Annotated in this window: 14 protein-coding genes; 3 read left to right on the top strand and 11 right to left on the bottom strand. The window is 68.6% G+C overall.

Going from position 1 to position 18,175, the window contains the following annotated elements:
• The 4 genes from rnc to HUW62_RS20740 all read right to left on the bottom strand — a co-directional run.
• The coding region (rnc, locus tag HUW62_RS20755) for a ribonuclease III (protein WP_176435399.1) at positions 1-746 on the bottom strand (746 nt) is incomplete at its 3' end.
• 9 nt (positions 747-755) lie between these two features.
• Positions 756-1,616: a hypothetical protein gene (locus tag HUW62_RS20750; protein WP_176435398.1), complete on the bottom strand. Its 861-nt coding sequence runs from the start codon at positions 1,614-1,616 to the stop codon at positions 756-758.
• Positions 1,616-2,761 carry an acyl-CoA dehydrogenase family protein gene (locus HUW62_RS20745; RefSeq protein ID WP_163869854.1) on the bottom strand — a complete coding sequence of 382 codons (1,146 nt, stop codon included), beginning with the start codon at positions 2,759-2,761 and terminating at the stop codon, positions 1,616-1,618. The genes HUW62_RS20750 and HUW62_RS20745 overlap by 1 nt, the downstream gene beginning before the upstream one ends.
• A gap of 69 nt (positions 2,762-2,830) precedes the next feature.
• Positions 2,831-4,360: an acyl-CoA carboxylase subunit beta gene (locus HUW62_RS20740; protein WP_163869853.1), complete on the bottom strand. Its 1,530-nt coding sequence runs from the start codon at positions 4,358-4,360 to the stop codon at positions 2,831-2,833.
• Positions 4,361-4,567: 207 nt separating this feature from the next.
• Between HUW62_RS20740 and HUW62_RS20735 the strand changes: the two genes are divergently transcribed.
• The gene (locus HUW62_RS20735) at positions 4,568-4,927 is read left to right on the top strand and encodes a YtxH domain-containing protein (RefSeq protein ID WP_163869852.1); all 360 of its coding nucleotides are present in this window, start codon (positions 4,568-4,570) and stop codon (positions 4,925-4,927) included.
• Between the two features lie 113 nt (positions 4,928-5,040).
• Here HUW62_RS20735 and HUW62_RS20730 read toward each other — a convergent pair whose 3' ends face one another.
• Positions 5,041-5,817 carry an enoyl-CoA hydratase-related protein gene (locus HUW62_RS20730; RefSeq protein ID WP_163869851.1) on the bottom strand — a complete coding sequence of 259 codons (777 nt, stop codon included), beginning with the start codon at positions 5,815-5,817 and terminating at the stop codon, positions 5,041-5,043.
• 102 nt (positions 5,818-5,919) lie between these two features.
• Between HUW62_RS20730 and HUW62_RS20725 the strand changes: the two genes are divergently transcribed.
• Entirely contained in the window at positions 5,920-7,884 is a 1,965-nt protein-coding gene (locus HUW62_RS20725; RefSeq protein ID WP_176435397.1) for a TIM44-like domain-containing protein, read from the top strand.
• Positions 7,885-7,991: 107 nt separating this feature from the next.
• Here HUW62_RS20725 and HUW62_RS20720 read toward each other — a convergent pair whose 3' ends face one another.
• The 6 genes from HUW62_RS20720 to HUW62_RS20695 all read right to left on the bottom strand — a co-directional run bounded on the left by HUW62_RS20720 (position 7,992) and on the right by HUW62_RS20695 (position 16,191).
• The gene (locus tag HUW62_RS20720; protein WP_163869849.1) at positions 7,992-9,503 is read right to left on the bottom strand and encodes a methyl-accepting chemotaxis protein; all 1,512 of its coding nucleotides are present in this window, start codon (positions 9,501-9,503) and stop codon (positions 7,992-7,994) included.
• 166 nt (positions 9,504-9,669) lie between these two features.
• Positions 9,670-10,638: a hydroxymethylglutaryl-CoA lyase gene (locus tag HUW62_RS20715; RefSeq protein WP_163869848.1), complete on the bottom strand. Its 969-nt coding sequence runs from the start codon at positions 10,636-10,638 to the stop codon at positions 9,670-9,672.
• Complete coding sequence (locus HUW62_RS20710) at positions 10,631-11,359, bottom strand: methyltransferase domain-containing protein (RefSeq protein ID WP_176435396.1); 729 nt, start codon at positions 11,357-11,359, stop codon at positions 10,631-10,633. Before HUW62_RS20710 ends, HUW62_RS20715 begins: the two co-directional genes overlap by 8 nt.
• Before the next feature lie 111 nt (positions 11,360-11,470).
• The gene (locus HUW62_RS20705; RefSeq protein WP_163869846.1) at positions 11,471-12,664 is read right to left on the bottom strand and encodes an aminotransferase class I/II-fold pyridoxal phosphate-dependent enzyme; all 1,194 of its coding nucleotides are present in this window, start codon (positions 12,662-12,664) and stop codon (positions 11,471-11,473) included.
• Positions 12,665-12,703: 39 nt separating this feature from the next.
• On the bottom strand, positions 12,704-13,669 hold the full coding sequence (locus HUW62_RS20700; protein ID WP_240357058.1) for a phosphatase PAP2 family protein: 966 nt from the start codon (positions 13,667-13,669) through the stop codon (positions 12,704-12,706).
• A gap of 5 nt (positions 13,670-13,674) precedes the next feature.
• Positions 13,675-16,191, bottom strand: a complete 2,517-nt coding sequence (locus tag HUW62_RS20695; protein WP_176435395.1) for an RND family transporter — start codon at positions 16,189-16,191, stop codon at positions 13,675-13,677.
• Positions 16,192-16,624: 433 nt separating this feature from the next.
• On the opposite strand from HUW62_RS20695, the gene HUW62_RS20690 reads away from it, so the two are divergent.
• Positions 16,625-18,172 carry an aminotransferase class I/II-fold pyridoxal phosphate-dependent enzyme gene (locus tag HUW62_RS20690; protein WP_163869843.1) on the top strand — a complete coding sequence of 516 codons (1,548 nt, stop codon included), beginning with the start codon at positions 16,625-16,627 and terminating at the stop codon, positions 18,170-18,172.
• The last annotated feature ends 3 nt before the right edge of the window (positions 18,173-18,175 follow it).

The following is an 18,175-nucleotide window of genomic DNA, read 5'->3' as shown; positions in this document are numbered from 1 at the left end:
CCCTCGGGGGTGGGCGGGGCGGCGCTCGCGGCGGCGGCGTCCTGTTTGATTCGCTCCAGGGTGGCCTGCGCCGCGCACTGCTCCGCTTCCTTCTTGCTGCGGCCGGAGGCCCTGGCGAAGGGCGCCTCTCCGAGCGACAGCTCCACCTCGAACACCTTGGAGTGCTCCGGGCCCGTCTCCGACACCACTCGGTAGCGCGGCGACAGCTTGAGCTTCTCGTGAGCCATCTCCTGGAGGAGCGTCTTGTAGTCCAGCCGCCCCTGGCCGCTGGAGACCTCGTCCAGGAGCTCCGCGAAGTACCGGTCCACCAGCGCCGCCGCGGACTCCAGGCCCGCGCAGAGGAAGACGGCGCCGAAGACGGCCTCCAGCGCATCCGCCAGCACGGAGTTCTTCTCCCGGCCGCCGGACAGGAGCTCCCCCCGGCCCAGGAGCAGCAGGTCCCCCAGGGGGATGATGCGGGCCACCCGGGCCAGGCCGTCCTCGTTGACGATGCGGGCGCGCATCTTGGTGAGGTCGCCCTCGGGCATCCCCGGGAAGCGCTCCATCAGCCGGTGCCCGACGGCCAGGTTCACCACCGAGTCGCCCAGGAACTCCAACCGCTGGTTGTCCTTGAGGTCTTTATCCCGCGTCTCGTTGACGTAGGTCTTGTGGGTCAGGGCCTCGAGGGCGACCTCCCTGCGCGAGAACCCCAGCCCCAGACGCTTCTCCAGGGACTCCACCCGCTCCGACGGACTCAGCTTCTCCACGGACGTCTCTCACTCCTGAGGCGCGTCCGGTCCCACCAGCCTCACGGCTTCGGGACGAACTTTCAGCAGCGCCGCCACCATCCGGGCAATGCCCGGGAATTCATCCAGCTCGAACCGGCCCGCCCACACCTTGCCCTGGGCCCCCGCGAGGAGCCCCCGGAAGGTGCGCCCCGCCACCCTCGCGGCGGCGAAGCGGTACGGCCTGCCCTCTACCTGCAACTGCGCCAGCAGCTCCAGGCTGCTCCGGGGCGGAACCAACGACTCCGCGCCAAACTTCTCCACGATGTCCGAAAAGCGCACCAGCCCCGCGCCCGCCGGCTGGGGACGGCTCGCCGGCTCTCCGAGCAGCGCCGCCAGGTAGCCCGTCAGCGCCGCGCGCTCCCGGAACTCCGACAGCTCCAGCGTGTGCCCCGCACCGCCGGACACGTCGCCGCCCTTTTCCCGCTGGGCGCGGGCAATCCGGAAGTTGCCCAGCCGGTCCGCGGCGAGCAGGACGGTGAGGTCCCCTTCCACCACCTCGGTGGTCAGCTCCAGGGTGTCCTGGTCCACGCGCGGGGCCAGCCCAAGCACTTGGAGCTCCGCCGAGCGGCGCTGGACGTGGAAGATGTGCTCGTTGAAGGCGTCCGACAGCAGCGCTTCGATATCCGCCACGTCGCTGAGGGCGCCGATGAGGATGGGCGCGAGTCCCACCACCGCCGCCGGGGAGATGGGGATGAGCCGATCCCCCATCACCTGGAAGGTCACCTCGGCGATGAACGCCTTGGTCACGGGATTGACGAGAGGCGACGACTCCAGGTCCAGCACCGCTTCGATGCCGGCCACATCCTCACGTACTTGAAGCCCGAGTCCCTCCAGCCGTGCCGTGTCCATCAAGCCCCTTTGAAGGTCTCTCTCGCGATGATGGTGCGTTGGATCTCGCTCGTTCCCTCTCCAATTTCACACAATTTGGCGTCGCGGAGGTAGCGCTCAACGGGGAATTCACGGGTGTAGCCGTAGCCGCCGTGGATCTGCACCGCCTTGGAGGCCGCGCGCATGGCGACCTCGGAGGCGAACAGCTTCGCCATGGAGGCTTCCTTGGAGTACGGCTGACCCGCATCGGCCAGTCGCGCCGCGCGGTGGACGAGCAGCCGGGCCGCGTCCGTCTCCGTCTTCATGTCCGCCATCATCCAGCGCAGGGCCTGGAACTCGGAGATGGGCTGGCCGAAGGCGGTGCGGTCCTTGGAGTAGCGCACCGACTCCTCCAGCGCGCCCCGGGCCAGACCCACGGCCAGCGCGCCGATGGTGATGCGGCCCTTGTCGAGGATCTTCATGGTGTCGATGAAGCCGTGGTCGACCTCGCCGACGCGGTTCTCGTCCGGCACTTCCACGTTCTCCAGCACCAGCTCCGCCGTGTCCGACGAGCGCATGCCCAGCTTGCCGTGGATGGCGCGCTGGCTGAACCCGGGCATCCCCTTCTCCAGGAGGAACGCCGTGACGCCCTTCTGGCGCTTCTGGGGTGACGTCACCGCGAGGACGACGAAGACATCGCCCACGGTGCCCTGGGTGATGAACATCTTGGTGCCGTTGAGCACCCAGTTCTTCCCCTGGCGCACCGCCGTCGTCTTCATGCCGGACGCGTCCGAGCCGGACCCGGGCTCCGTCAGACCCCAGGCGCCCAGGGCCTCCGCGGAGGCGAGCTTGGGCAGGTACTTCGCGTGCTGCGTCTCGTTGCCGAAGACGCGCAGGTGGCTGGTGCCCAGGCCGTTGTGGCTGGCCACCGTGAGGGCGAGCGAGCCGTCGTAGCGGGCGATCTCCTCCACGGCCACGGCCACGGCGAGCGAGTCCATGTCCGCCCCGCCGTACTTCTCCGAGACGAGGATGCCCATGACGCCGAGCTGGCCCAGCTCCTTCACCACCGCCATGGGGAACTTCTCCTCCTTGTCCCACTGGCTGGCGAAGGGCTTCACCTGGCGCTCGCAGAAGTCGCGGAGGGAGGACTGGAGGGCGCGATGACTTTCGGGGAGTTCAAAGTCCATGGTCGGGTGGATCTATAGCAAAGGGTCCCGGAAGGCAGCGGGCCTTCCGGGCAGGGCAAGATTCTCTACTCAAACGGGATAGACGCCGTGCTTCTTTTCGGCCCGAGGCGTCTGGCGCGAGGCGTACAGCCCGTACCGCTGGGTCAGCTCGTGACGCAGGCGCTCACCAGGGACGATGTCATCGATGATGAGCTCGCTGGCCAGCTTGTAGATGTCCACGTCCGCCTTGTACTCGTCGCGCAGCTTCTGGACGTAGGCGGGGCGCTCGGCCTCGGGCAGCTCCTGAATCTTGTTGTAGTAGACGGCGTTGACGGCCGCCTCCGGGCCCATCACGGCGATCATCGCCCCGGGCAGCGCCAGGGTGGCCTCGGGCGCGAAGCCCGGGCCGCTCATGGCGTAGAGGCCGGCGCCGTACGCCTTGCGGACGACGAGGCAGATGCGGGGCACGCTGGCCTCGGACACGGCGGAGATCATCTTCGCGCCGGAGCGGATGATGCCCGCGCGCTCCACCTTGGTGCCGATCATGAAGCCCGGCACGTCCGCCATGTAGAGCAGCGGAATGTTGAAGGCGTCACACAGCCAGATGAACCGGGCGGCCTTGTCCGCGCTGTCCACGAAGAGCACGCCGCCCTTGTACTTGGGCTGGTTGGCGATGATGCCCACGGGACGGCCGTCGATGCGAGCCAGGCCGGTGATCAGCTCCTGGGCGAAGAGCTTCTTCACCTCGAACCAGCTCCCCTCGTCGATGAGCTCGGTGATGAGGGCGTGCATGTCGAAGGGCTTGTTCTGGTCGACGGGGACGATCTCCTCGACCTTCTTCCCGCTGGCCTTGGGCGCCTTGGACTCCGCGCGCGGCGGAAGCTGGCTGCAGTTCTCCGGGAAGTAGCTCAGATAGTTCTTCGCCGCGGCGATGGCCTCCTGCTCCGTCTTCACCAGCACGTCGCCACAGCCGGAGATGGAGCAGTGCATCTTCGCGCCGCCCATCTCCTCCAGCGTCACCTTCTCGCCAATCACCATCTCCGCCATGCGCGGGCTGCCCAGGTACATGGAGGCGTTGCCGTCCACCATGATGACCAGGTCGCAGAACGCGGGGATGTACGCGCCACCGGCGGCGGAAGGTCCGAAGAGCAGGCACACCTGGGGCACGTCCCCGGACATGTGCACCTCGTTGTAGAAGATGCGGCCGGCGCCCCGGCGGCCGGGGAACATCTCCACCTGGTCGGTGATGCGGGCTCCGGCGGAGTCCACCAGGTAGAGCAGCGGGCAGCGCAGCGAGCGGGCCGTCTCCTGGATGCGGAGGATCTTCTCCACCGTGCGAGCGCCCCAACTGCCGGCCTTCACCGTGGAGTCGTTGGCCATGATGGCCACGGTGCGTCCGGCCACCTTGCCCAGGCCGATGACGACGCCGTCCGAGGGCAGCTCCGCGTCCAGGTTGTTGGCGAGCTTCGCGTCCTCGACGAAGGAGCCCTCGTCGACAAGCAGGCGGATGCGCTCACGCGCGAACAGCTTGCCGGCCTCCTGGTTCTTCGCGTGGTACTTGGACGCGCCACCCTTCTCCACCTGGGCGATCTTCTCGAGCAGTTTCGTGTCTTGGGACATGGCCCGGGCGACATAGCAGAAAGGTCCCCGGCTGGCTGCTAACTCACCGAGGGGTCCAACACACCTTGTCGTCCATCTGATGACGCGTCGTGCGAACCCCAGGGCCCGGGGGATGCCGCCACGGGCTCCCCTGCCTACCTTCAAAGCTCGAAGGAGACGCTCCGTAGTGCGGCGCGTCCCCGACCAACACTGGCCCAGGAGGGAAGCATGTTCGCGAAGAAGAAGGCGAAGTGGACGGCGAAGGGATTGGCCAAGAGCGAGCTGTACCGCAAGTGGATGGCCCACAAGCTCCTCGACGAGCTCCCCCGGGTCGCCCGCGATCGCTGGGACGACTTCGAGCCGGATGATGCACTGCGGCACGTGGGCCTGACGACCTACAAGCCGGGGCGGACCGGCCTGGGCGGCCTGGGGCTGTTCCTCATCGGCGCGGTGGCGGGCGGCGTGGCGGCCCTGCTGCTCACGCCCAAGACGGGCGACGACCTGCGCACCCAGGTGAAGGACAAGGCCATGGGCTACATGAACAAGCAGAACATCGGCCTGGCGCCGGAGAAGAGCGCCAACGCCTAGCTGATGGGCCGCCTCATCGCGCGGGCCACTTCCGTTGACGAAGGGTCCGACCCGACATGAGGTCACGAGGGCGGGGTTCGCGAGTCGCGAGCCACCGCCCTTCGTGTGTTTCCTCAGCGTCCCTTGAAGACGGGGGGGCGCTTCTCGGCGAAGGCGCGCAGGCCCTCCAGGCGGTCCTCCGTCTTGAGGACCTCTTCGTACTTGCGCAGCTCCAGCGCGAGCGCGTCATCCAGCTCCAGGCCCGTGCCCTCGTCGATGGCGTGCTTGGCGGTGGCCACCGCGATGGGGGCGTTGTCCACCACCGACTCCGCCAGCCCGTGCGCCACTTCCAACAGGTGCCCTTCGGGCGCGAGCCGGTTGACGAGTCCGACGGCGAACGCCTCCGCCGCGTTGAGGCGTCGCGCGGTGAGGATGAGGTCCTTGGCGCGGCCGGGGCCCACGAGCCGCGCCAGCCGCTGCGTGCCGCCTCCTCCGGGGATGATGCCCAGCTTCACCTCGGTGAGGCCCAGCTCGGCCGCGGGGGCCGCCACGCGCAAGTCACAGGCGAGCGCCAGCTCGGTGCCTCCACCGAAGGCCGCGCCGTTGATGGCGGCGATGAAGACGCAGTCGCTCTTCTCAATCGCGCGGAACGTCTTGCGAAGTCCGTCGAGGAAGAAGCGCACCTCGTCCTCGGCCATGCCCGCGCGCTCCTTGAGGTCCGCGCCCGCGCAGAAGGCCTTGTCGCCCGCGCCGGTGATGACGACGGCGCGCACCTGGTGCCCCGAGGACACGCGAGCGACGAGCGCGCCGAGCTCCTGGAGCATGGCGCGGCTGATGGCGTTGCGGCGGCCCTCGCCGTCGATGGTCCAGATCTCGATGGCACCGCGTGCGTCGACCTTGAATTCCGGCATATCCGCTCCCCTTCCAGGGCCCGCCCGGCGGGCCGCTCTGGGACGCGGCAGAGTGCGGTGGGAAGGCGGGTCTGGCAAGGCGGAAACGGTTAGCATCCCCTCATGCCTTCGCCGCGCACCGTGCTCCGACAGCTCGCCCCATGGGCCTCCCGGTGGCCCCTGGCCCTCCCCCTGGTGGCCCTGGCCCTCGTTCCGCTCGACGCCCTGGCCCGAGGCGGCGGTGGCGAGCACTACACGCGTCCCTCCTCCGACCGCGACGGCGGTGGCGATGGGATTCCCATCTGGATCCTCTTCGAGGCGTTCCGGCTGGTGTTCCGCTATCCGAAGGTGATGATTCCGCTGCTGGTCATCTGCGGCGTCGGGTACTGGCTCTACAAGCGCAACCTCCACCCGACGGCCACCACGCGCAAGGCGTTGGACCAGTACGAGGCGGACCAGCGCACCCAGGTGACCTCCCGAGATGTGTCCGGCTGGGTCAACGCGCTCAAGCTGAAGGATTCCGCGTTCGAGTTGGAGACCGTGCTCGGCAAGGTGCGTCGGTTGTTCATGGACCTGCAGCAGGCCTGGTTCCGCCGCGACATGACGCCGGTGCGGCCCTTCCTGTCGGACGCGACGTGGCAGCGCTTCGACGTGCAGCTCAAGCTGCTGGATGCGCAGGGCGTGCGCGATGCCATCACCGACATCGAAGTGCTCGATGTCCAGCTCATCGGCCTGGAGCAGAGCGAGTGGTTCGACAGCATCCAGGTCCGCGTGCAGGCGCGGATGCGGGACACGGATGTGTCGGCGAACGACACGGACGCGCAGGCCGTCGAAGCCGCGCGCCGGGCCCCGATGGAGACCTTCACGGAGGTGTGGACCTTCGTGCGCAAGCCGGGCGCGCAGACGCGCATCGGCGCGGACCTGTTCCAGGGCAAGTGCCCCAACTGCGGTGCCCCGTACAAGGGCGGCGCGGCCAACCGCTGCGAGTTCTGCAACGCGGTGGTGAACTCCGGCAACTACGACTGGACGCTCACGGAGATTACCCAGGGCGTGGAGCACTCGCGCTACCACCGGACGGTGGATGGGCTGATGCAGGCGCGCCAGGAGGACCCGGCGCTCAACCTGGAGGTCCTGGAGGACCGTGCGTCGCTCTTGTTCTGGAAGTGGATCGACGCGCAGAGCCGGGGCGAGACGAAGGGCCTGTCCAAGGTGGCGACTCCGGAGGCGCTCGGGACGTTGAACTCCGAGCTGGACGGGCTGCGTCGTCAGGGCCGGCGGCGCGTGTTCCTGGAGTGCGCGGTGGGCTCGGTGGACGTGCGGCTGCTGGAGGTGGACCCGCGCGGGTATGATCGCGCCCACGCGGAGATTCGCTGGAGCGCCCGCATGGGCGTGGGCCCCGTCAACGAGCGCCCGCCGCAGATTCCCACCCTGCCCCAGCGCTTCGTCTTCACGCTGGTGCGCAAGCATGGCGCGCGGACGAACACGGCGAATGGCGTGTCCACGGACCGCTGCCCCCAGTGCAACGCGCCGCTCACCGACAGCGCCGCCACGGCTTGCGAGTTCTGCGGCACGCAGCTCGCCACCGGTGAACGGGACTGGGTGCTCGCGTCCGCGCTGCCGTTCGAGGCGTGGAATGTCCGCGAGGGTGCCAGCAGCTACCGGGCCCCGCCCGCCCGAGCGCCGATGGCTCGGCCGTCGAATGGTGGTGCGCCCGCGGTGGCTCCGGCGGGGAACGGCACGGACGCGGTGATGGATGTCCAGGAGCGCCAACGGCTGCTCTACATGATGGCCGCCATCGCCGCCGCCGACGGCACGGTGACTCCCGCTGAGCGCAAGCTGCTGAAGCTGTGTTCCGAGCGCTGGGATGTCGAGTGGGCCCAGGTGGAGATGGCCCTCAACGCGGGGCCGCAGCTCTTCGAGCGACTGGTCGTCCGGGGCAGCCCCGAGGCCGAGGTCTTCCTGCGCAACATCGTCGAGATGGCCCTGGTGGATGGCCGCATCGACCGCAAGGAGCGCCGCATGCTTGAGTCCGCGGCGGCGCACCTGGGCCTTCAGGAGAAGCTGGCGTCGATGATCGGCGACCGGTGAGTCTGGAGCCTGGGGGCGGGCCGTGGAGTCCGCCCCCTCTGAAAATCCCGACCGGGCACACTCCGAGTATGATTACCCAGAGTGAAGTCCGGCCCCGGCCCGAGGGCTCAGGAAGGTCGATGTGAGTCGGGTTGGTAGGTCTGGATGACGTTCTGCACGCGGTCGGTGACGGTGCGCAGGGCACTGGTGGCGGAGGTCGCGGCATCCAGCCGGCCCAGGGTCTCCGTCATCATCGCGGACAGGTCATTCACCGCGCCGAAGAGCTGCGAGACGCCCGCTGACTGCTGTCCCACGGCCGCGGAGATGCGGCGCACGCTGTCGGTGCTGCTCTCCATCATCGCGGTGAGTCCTTGGAGGCTCTCGCCTGACGCTCGCACTGTCTCCAGGTCGAGTGCCATGCGCTCGGAGCCTCGCTTGCTCGCCGTCATCACCGCGTTGATGGACTTCATCGTGTCGTCGAGGATGACGCGCACCTCGCTCGTGGCCTTCTGAGACTGGCGCGCGAGCCGACGCATCTCCGAGGCGACCACCGCGAACCCCCTGCCCATCTCGCCCGAGCGCGCCGCTTCAATCGCCGCGTTGAGGGCCACCATGTTCGACTGGTCCGCCAGGTCCTTGACGGTGGCGGCGATGGCCGTGAGCCGGCGGGCCCGAGAGCCCAGTTCCTCCAACTGCCCGGACAGCTCCGCGGCTTGGGCGCGGATGCCCTCCAGTCCGAGCATGCTCTTGCCAATCATCGACTGGGCCGTGCTCCCCGCATCGCCCGCCTGCGTCGTGGACGCGAGGATGGCCTCCGCCCGCCGCGACGTCTCCTCCGACGTGCGCTGAATCTCCGTCGCCGTCACCTGCGTCTCCGACAGCGCCTGCGCCTGCCGTGACAGCATCCGGCGCTGGTCCTCGGTGGTGATGGTCAGGGAGAGCATCGCCTCCGTCAGCTCGCGGGCGGAGTCCATCAATGGCTCCACCACCTTCGTCTGGAGCTGTGCCTGGGACAGCTCCAGACGGGCCTGTCGCGAGGCAAGCTCCCGCAAGTCCTTCCGTCCGCTCAGGCACGTCAGGATGAGGAACACGTTCTCGAACAGCACCCAGCCCGCGTGCTCCAGCGGACGCCAGATGCTCACCAGGTCCGTGCCGAACACGGACTGCGGCCAGAACAGCCCGCGCGCCAGGTGGTCCACCACGACGACACCCGAGTAGACGAGCAGCACGCGCACGTCCCGATAGACGGCCAGGAAGGCCAGCGAACCGAAGATGTGGAAGTGAGTCTCGATGCGGCCATCGGTGATGTGGATCAGCAGCCCGGACATCAGCGCTTGCGCCACGCCGATGGAGAACCGCGTGGACGTGCCCCCGGGACGCAGCAGGCTCAGCGTCACCGGGAGGCTGGCCACCACGAAACCGAGCCCTCCGGCAGCCCAGACATGGGGGTGCACCTCACTGGAGGTCCCCGCCCACGTCCTTGGCGACAAGACCCACGCGGTGAGGAGTGCCCCCAACCATTGAAGGCCCATCAGCGCCGCGAACATCCGGTCCGTCCGGCGGTTGAGAGCGGTTTGATGCTCGTCGAAGATTTCCAGCGAGCGTCGCGCGAGGGCCGTCGCGTCGACCGAGTGGGTCATGAAGCAAGTCCAGGTGTGAAAGCAGGGTCGACTGCTACCCAGGCTACCAGCGCCTCACTCACATCGGAACCACCGTCAAAAGATTACAGGCTTGCTACCCCTCGCGGACCGGCCGCCCCGGGGCGTCCTCCGAGCGAAGCCCAGGGGGACGCCATACCGGGTTGGCTCAGGTCTGCAAGCGACGGGAGGCCTTCTTCTCGCGCTCGCCCAGCGCGGCCTGAAGGTACTTGCCCGCGAGCTTCCGGCCGATGAGCTCCTGGGCAATCTCCCCGGCCTCCACCAGCCGGTCCAGGTTGATGCCGGTGTCCACGCCCATGCCATGGAACATGAAGACGGCGTCCTCGGTGGCCAGGTTGCCCGCGGCCCCGGGCGCATAGGGGCAGCCGCCCAGTCCGCCGATGCTCGCGTCGAACGTCGTCACGCCCGCGGACAGGCCCACCAGCGAGTTGGCCAGCGCGGTGCCCCGGGTGTCGTGGAGGTGCAGCGCCAGCTTCTCCACCGGCAGGTGCTTGAGGAGCGCCTCGAGAATCTCTTCCGTCTGCCGGGGCGTGCCCACGCCAATCGTGTCGCCGAGACTGAGCTGGTAGATGCCCGCGTCCACCAGGTACCGGCAGATGTCCACCACGCGCTCCACCGGAACATGCCCCTCGTAGGGGCAGCCCCACACGGTGGACAGGTAGCCGCGCACGCGCATCCCGGCCTGGAGCGCCGCGGACGTCACCTCACGGGCACCCGCCATGGCCTCGGCGATGGTCTTGTTGATGTTCTTCTTGGAGTGGGCCTCCGACGCGGAGATGAACACCGCGGCCTCCTGCAGCCCCGCCTCCTTCGCGCGCTCCAGCCCCTTGAGGTTGGGCACCAGCGCGGAGAACACCACGCCCTCGCGCCGCCCCACCAACCGCAGCAACTCCTCCGCGTCCGCGAGCTGGGGAATCCACTTGGGTGACACGAACGACGTCACCTCGATGCGCTTCTCGCCGGCCGTCACGAGCGCGTCGATCAGCCGCGCCTTGTCCTTCGTGGGCAGCGTGCGCAGCTCGTTCTGGAGTCCGTCCCGAGGGCCGACTTCATACACGTCCACCCGCTTCGGCAGTTGGCTCAGCAGGGTTCCACGCGCTCGTGAATTCTCAGCCATCTCGCGGCACCGCTCCCACAATCAGGTCGGCAGACAGATGCGTCAGCGGCTCACCGTCGAGCCCGCCATGCACCCAGGCGATTGAAAACCCCGTGCTTTCCAACAGCGCGGCGAGATCCGCAAGGGGATAGTAACGAATGGCGTAGGACGCGGAGAGGACGCGCCCGTCCGGGAGCGTGAGCGTCCGGCGTCCCATGTCGCGTCCCGTCACCACGTCGAAGTGACTCTCCTCTTCCAGCACGCCACCGCCGGGAAGCCCGCGCTGGAACGCGGCGCCCGGTGACGCAGCCAGTCGCTCGTGGGGCACCGTCTGGAACACCAGGCGCCCTCCCCGTCTCATGGCTCGCGCCAGCTCCCGGAGGATGTGTACGTGCTCTTCGTCCGTGAAGGCGAACAGCGTGGAATACCACGCGTATGCACCGGACAGACTTCCCTCCCGAAAGGGCAAGGCCCGCAGGTCTGCACGCACCACGGGGAAGCCCGGGCGTCGCATCGCCAGCGAGAGCGCGTCCTTCTCCAACCCGATGACGCGACCCGCCAAGGGACCGGAGGCCTGGAGTCGCGCGGCATGGCGACCATGGCCACAGCCCAGGTCCACCACGGGCCCGGAGCCGGGGACGTCGGCGAACACGCGCGACAGGTAGTCCACCTCCCTCGCCGTGACCGACTCGGAGAGGAACGGCAACGTGCTGCGCAGGTACAGCTCGCCGAAGAAGTCCACGGACGCGCGCGGCGGCCGGGAAGTGCCGGGCCGCCCTCCTGCGAGGGGATGTAGCAACCCCGTCCGGGGCTCGCAACGCGCGTGGGCCCCGAGCCGGGGGCCTGACGTCCGTCAACGTCGAGGCGACAGCTTCGCGCGCAGGCGGCGCACCGCTTCATCCAGCACCGCATCCGTCTTGCAGAACGCGAAGCGGGCGAGCCCGTGTCCCAGGTGTCGGTGCTCGGGCCCGTAGAAGACGCTCGGGGGAATGGCCGCGACGCCCACTTCCGTCACCAGGTGACGGCAGAAGGCCACGTCGTCGGCGAAGCCGAAGCCCCGGATGTCCGCGAGGATGAAGTAGCTGCCATCCGGCGTGTACGCCGGCAGTCCCGCCTCGCGCAGTCCGCCGAGCAGCCGCTCCCGTCTCGCCAGGTAGGTCGCCGCCAGCTCCGCGAAGTACGCGTCCGGCAGGCGGAGCGCCGCCGCCATGGCAGCCTGGAAGGGAGACGCCGTGGCGAAGGTCACGAACTGGTGCGCGCGCTGAATCGCGTCACGCAGCGCGGGCGGCGCTATCACCCAGCCCACCTTCCAGCCCGTGAGGCTGAAGGCCTTGCCGCCGCTGCTCACCGTCACCGTCCGGTCCGCGAGCGACGGCACCGTGGCCGGCCGCACGTGGCGCGCGGGCGCGAAGGTGATGTGCTCATAGACTTCGTCGGACAGCACCTTCACGTCATGCTCGGCGCACAGCTCGCCGATGCGCTCCAGCTCCTCGCGGGTGAAGACCTTGCCCGTGGGGTTGTGCGGCGTGTTGAGGATGAGCAGCCGCGTGCGAGGCCCGAAGGCGGCGCGGAGTTCGTCCCAGTCGAACCACCACTGGGAATGGGCCTCGTCCGGGGGACGCAGGGGCACCCAGCGCGCGGTGGCGCCGACGAAGGTGATGTTGGCGTCGTACGAGTCGTAGAACGGCTCGAAGGCCACCACCTCGTCGCCCGGGTCCACGAGGCCCAGAATCACGTCGAGGATGGCCTCGGTGGCGCCGCTCGTCACCGTCACCATGGTGTCCGGGTCCACCGTCTGGCCGTAGAAGCGCGCGGCGTGCTCGGCGATGGCCACGCGCAAGTCGCGGGCGCCCATGCTCATGGCGTACTGGTTGACGCCGTCGCGGATGGCCTTTTGCGCGGCCTCCTTCACGGCGTCGGGCCCGTCGAAGTCGGGGAACCCCTGCCCCAGGTTCACGGCGCCATGCTTCTGCGCCAGCGCGCTGAACTCCGAGAAGACGGTGGTGCCGAACCGGGACACGCGCTGCGACAACACGGGCCTGGACATGGGGGCTCCTGGCGGCCGGCGTCAGTCGCCGGACCGGGCTCAGGGGCGCAAGATAGCGTCGACCGGGACGGAACGCGCGGCCCTCTCGCTCTCGCGCTGACGGGCGGCTCGGGACAGGGCCGCGGACATGCCCACCACCACCATCACCAGCGGCACCGCGCACAGGAGGTCGGTGGCGTAGTGGAAGCGCCCGGCCAGCGTCGCGACGATGAGGCCGATGCCCGGCAGCAACATCACCCAGAACAGCTTCCGGGAGAACCGCCACGAATAGAACAGCACCACCAGCGTGGTGCCGGTGTGGCCCGACGGGAAGCAGTCCCGCCCGAACAGCGGCCGGCGCATGATGGAGTCCAGCATCGGCGTCAACGTGCCCTGCAGGGGGGCGGCGAACGAGTCGATGAGGAAGTAGCGAGGCCCCACCGCGGGCACCAGCGAGTACGCCGAGTAGTTGAAGATGAAGAGCAGGCCCAGGCCCAGCAGGTACTCGTCGAACTCCGCCGAGGCTCCGTGCGCGCGGCGATACAGGCCGATGCCCAGCACCAGCGGCCACACGAAGTGACCGTAGTAGCAGAGCATCAGCACGTCGTTGAGCCAGGGCGGCACCACGTGCGCGAACACCACCGCCGCCTGGAATCCGAACATGCGCTCGTCCGCCGCCACGAGCTGCGCGTCACGAAGGAACGGGTTGAGCGTGTCCACCACCGGCGACAGCCAGGAGTGCGTCAGCACCGCCACGGGCAGCAGCCAGAAGTCCGCCATGACCGTCAGCCAGCGCTGGCGAGGGAACCAGGACTCCAGCGTCCGCAGCACCAGCGGACCGGCGGCCATGGAGGCGAACATCCCCGCGTTGGGAATGGCTTGCGGTGCCCACCGGCCCGGTCCGAGCAGGACAAAGGCCCCGAGCGAGCACGCAATCACGATGATGAGGTCCACCGGCCCCAGCCGGACCTGCGCACCACGAGGGCCATGGGAGGAGACCCAGCCACGGAGGCTCTGGAAGGTCACGAGACTCACGCCGATTTCCGCTCCCCTGATGGCGCGGCGGCCTGGCCGGCCATGTCGAGCTCCAGACTCTGGACGACGGCGACCTCCCGCCCGACCGAGCCCCCCCTCTCCTTCCAGCGCTCCAAGAGGGCAAGCAGCGCGGGGAAGAAGACCGTGGTCCCCAAAAAGGTGCACACGACCCCAAGTAGCGCAATCTGTCCGATGCTGCGCAGGCCCTGATGGTTGGCCACGAGCAGCGCGCCATAGCCGGCCGCGTTCGACAGCGTGGCCACCACGGCCGCCAGCCCCGTGTGCCGCACCACCTTGCCGAGCGAGCCGGGGCCCTCTTCCTCGTACCGGTGGTACAGGTGGATGGAGTTGTCCACGGCGATGGCCAGGAGATTCGGCAGCACCACGGCGTTGATGAAGTTGAGCTGCACGTCGAACAGGTACATGCCGCCCGCGAGGCACGTCATGCCCAGGAACAGCGGGCCCGTCACCAGCAGCGCGCGCTTCAGGCTGCGCAGGCTCAGCAGGATGACGAAGAACACCACCGCCGCCGCGGCGCCGAGGATGAGCGTGCCGTCGCCCTGAACCAGCGCGAAGATGCGCGCGGCGATGCGGTTGCTGTCCAGCACCGACATCTCCACGCCCCGCGCCGTCGCGCCCTCCACCACCTGGTCGATCTGCGCGGCCCAGCGCTTCAAGTCCGCCGTGTCGTAGTTGGACACCGAGGGGAACAAGAGCAGGAAGGTGCCCTGGCCATCGGTGGCGAGGAAGCGATGGCGCACCTCCGCCGGCAGCGAGTCCAGGCCATACGGCTTCGCCTCCACCATCTGCTCGAAGTCCTTGAGGCGCGGGTCCTCGTGCGCCGCCTCGGGCAGCCCCTGGAGCAGCGTCCGGATGCCGGAGATCTCCTTCTCCCGGCGCTCCAGGTCCGAAGGCACCAGGTCGTTCAAGGACGTGGTGCGCAGGAACACGGAGTCGGCGCCGTTGCGCTGCTTCACCTCCGCGATGACCTCTTCCACCTTCGCCGCCTGGGTCAGGTCGTCGACCAGGAAGATGGCCGGATTGAGCGGCTGCCCGAGTTGCTCGGTGACGTGGTCATCCAGCCGCGAGGCCGGCGAGTCGCCCTTGAGCTTGCGCATGTCCGTCTCGAACCCCAGGCGCGAGGCGATGGAGACGGAGAACGCGGCGAAGCCGACCACCGCCAGGGCAATCAGCGCGATGACCGACGTGGGCCAGCGACGCCACTCGCGCGCCGGAGCGGAGGGGGCCACCGGCGCGTCCGGGACGACCTCCGACGGCGCGGGCTCGCCGTCCTTGCGCGCGGGGCGCAGCCGCTCGGCGATGGCCAGCAGCGACGGACCCAGCGCATAGGCCGCGATGACGGCGAGCAGCACGCCCAGGCCCGCCAGGAAGCCGAACTGGTTGAAGGCGTGGAACTGGGCCAGGAGCAGCACGAAGAAGGCCGCCGCGTTCGTCACCGCGGAGGTGAGCGCGCCGCTGAACGTGCCTCGCACCGCCGTGGCCAGCGCGTCGCGCGACGAGCGCGTCCTGCGCTCCTCCCAGTAGCGCATGCACAGGTGCACGCCGTACTCGATGCCCAGACCGATGAGGATGGCGACCAGGAAGCCCGTCACCACGTTGAGGTGGCCGATGGCGAGCTGCGCGACGCCGAACGTCACCAGCAGGCCGACGACGACGGGCACTCCGACGACGGCCAGCGCGGCGATGCGCCGGGTGGCCAGGAGGATGAGGCCAATGGCGATGAGCGCGGACAGCGTACCGGCGCGCGACAAGTCACTGCGCATCACCGCGTCCTCTTCGATGCGGTTCTGGAAGTTGCCCGTGGCCTCCAGCTTCACGGCCGGGAAGCGCTCCGAGGCGAGCGTCCGGCCGGTGCCCATGGCCAGCTCCACGAAGCGGCGCGCGAAGTCCAGGTCTCCCGCCGTCCCCATGGGCTTGAGCATGAGGTAGACCTCGGTGCCATCCGCGTTGGCCAGGTACTCGTTCACCGGCGCGTTGGGCGAGTGCTTGCGGGCAATCTCCTCGAAAGTCGGAGGCGGAGGCGTGGCCCCCAGGTCGATGTAGAAGGGATTGGCCCGCTGTCGCTCGTAGCGCACCCGCGCCGCCAGCTCCGTGCGCAGCTCCGCCAGCTTCTCCGCGGGCAACAGCAAGAGCCCGTGACGACGGAAGAACTCCACGTCGTAGTCGTGCTCGACGTAGCGGACCTCCGGGAGCGCCTCCAGCCGCGACTTCAGCTCGCTCGCGTAAGCCTTCAGCCGCTCGGGCGTGTCTCCCTTCGCGACGATGACCAGGTACCCGTCCCCGCCCGCCTTCCGCGACACGCGTGTCAGGTCCTGGACTTCACGGGCTCCCTGCGGAAGGAGCTCCACGAATGAACCACGAAACTCCAACCGCGACGCCAGTGCCATACCGCCCGCGGCGAGCAATGCGCAGATCAGCAGCACGTACCAGGGCCGGGAGACCGCCGTCTGGATGAATCCCTCGAACCACCGTTGCCGCAGAGACCTGGACACCGTCCACTCCTCGATGAATGCCGGGCTTAGCAAATTCCCGGCCATCCTTGGCCCCCGCAAACAACGGGCGCCAAGAAAGCCTTCCGCCCGTCAATCAGGTGCCGCCGGACGTGCGGCCGAGTACACACGGTGCTTTCCATTATCCACTGGAAGACGGTGTGAAGCGGCGGGGTGCCACCAAAGCGATGGTGCTGTCAAGGCATGGGCCTCAAAGGGACTCTCGCATGGGACTCAAGCGACAGTCCGCGCCTTGACACTGCCGCTCGGCCTCTTTATTCACCGCCCCGCGTCCCCCGAGGGAGGTCGACGGACGCAAGGTTGCCCCCGGCTCGGAATGAGCCCTGCATGGTGAGTGGCGACCGGAGTTCCGCATCCGCCTGACAGGCGAAAAACCCTCCCCCGACGCAGACATACAGAAAGACCACAGAACACCATGAGCGACGTCTTCGACAAGTGCAGCAATTGGAAGGACTACCGCATCGCGAAGGCCACCGGCCTCTACCCTTACTTCCGCGTCATCGAGGCGTCGCACGGCGCCACGGAGGTGGAGATCGAGGGCAAGCGGGTGATCATGGTCGGTTCCAACAACTACCTCGGCCTGTCGGCGGATCCGCGCGTCAAGGAAGCGGCGATCAAGGCGACGGAGAAGTTCGGTACGACGTGCTCGGGTTCGCGTCTGTTGAACGGCACGCTGGCGCTGCATGAGGAGCTGGAGGGACGGCTGGCGAAGTTCCTCAACCGCGAGTCGGCGCTGGTCATCTCCACGGGCTTCCAGACGAACCTGGCGCTGGCGTCGATCCTCGGCCGGCACGACATCGTCTTCAGCGACCGGCAGAACCACGCGTCGCTGGTGGACGGCATCCGTCTGTCCTTCGCCACCGAGCGCAAGTTCCGCCACAACGACATGGACCACCTGGAGCAGTTGCTCTCCCAGGCGGATCCGAACGCGGGGAAGATCATCATCACCGACGGCGTCTTCTCCATGGAGGGAGATGTCTGCAACCTGCCGCGCATCACCGAGCTGGCGAAGCGGTACAACGCCCGGGTGATGACGGATGACGCGCACGCGATGGGCGTGCTCGGTGAGAAGGGCCGGGGCACCTCGGAGTACTTCGGGCTGGAGAAGGAGACGGACCTCGTGATGGGGACGTTCTCCAAGAGCTTCGCGTCGCTGGGCGGCGTGCTGTCCGGTCCGTTCGACGTCATCAACTACATCCGCCACAAGTCCCGCTCGGTCATCTTCTCCGCGTCGATGACGCCGGCGTCCATCGCCTCGGCGCTCAAGGCGCTGGAGATCATCGAGGCGGAGCCGCAGCGCCGCGCGCGCCTGCTGGACATCGCGGAGAAGATGCACAACGGCTTCCGCGCCATGGGCTTCGACACCGGCGTGTCGGTGTCGCCGGTGGTCCCGGTGCACATCGGCGACCAGGTGAAGTGCTTCCGCTTCTGGCGCGCGCTGCACGAGGCGGGCGTCTTCGCCAACCCGGTGATTCCGCCGGCGGTGGAGGCGGGCCACGCGCTCATCCGCACCTCGTACATGGCCACGCACACCGACGCGCAGCTGGACCGGGTGCTGGACACCTTCGAGACCATCGGCCGCAAGCTGGGCGTGATTCCGGAGACGCGCCCCACGGTGTACGAGCCGGTGCAGATCGCCCGCCCGGGCACGTCCGTGCGCTCCAACAAGGCGAGCGAGAAGTGGGCGGCGGGCTCCGCCGGTCTGCTCGCGGACAAGGGCGGCATCACCCTGGAGCAGTTGCAGCGCATGTCGTCGCGCGAGGTGGCCGGGAAGATTTTCGACGCGGTGGAGCAGCTCACCTGGCGCGCGGCCAACCTCCAGCCGGAGGACCTGCGTCAGCTCCGCTCCGCGCCCATGAAGCTGTGGGAGAAGCGCGGCGCGCTGCCCGGTCTCCTCCTGGAGAAGGGCGCCCACTTCTTCATGCGCAACGGCACCGACGGCAATCCCGCCGAGAGGTCCTGATCC

It is taken from the genome of Myxococcus sp. AM011 (assembly GCF_013372595.1).
Taxonomy (GTDB): Bacteria; Myxococcota; Myxococcia; order Myxococcales; family Myxococcaceae; genus Myxococcus; species Myxococcus eversor.
This window is presented reverse-complemented; position numbering and strand designations above follow the sequence as displayed.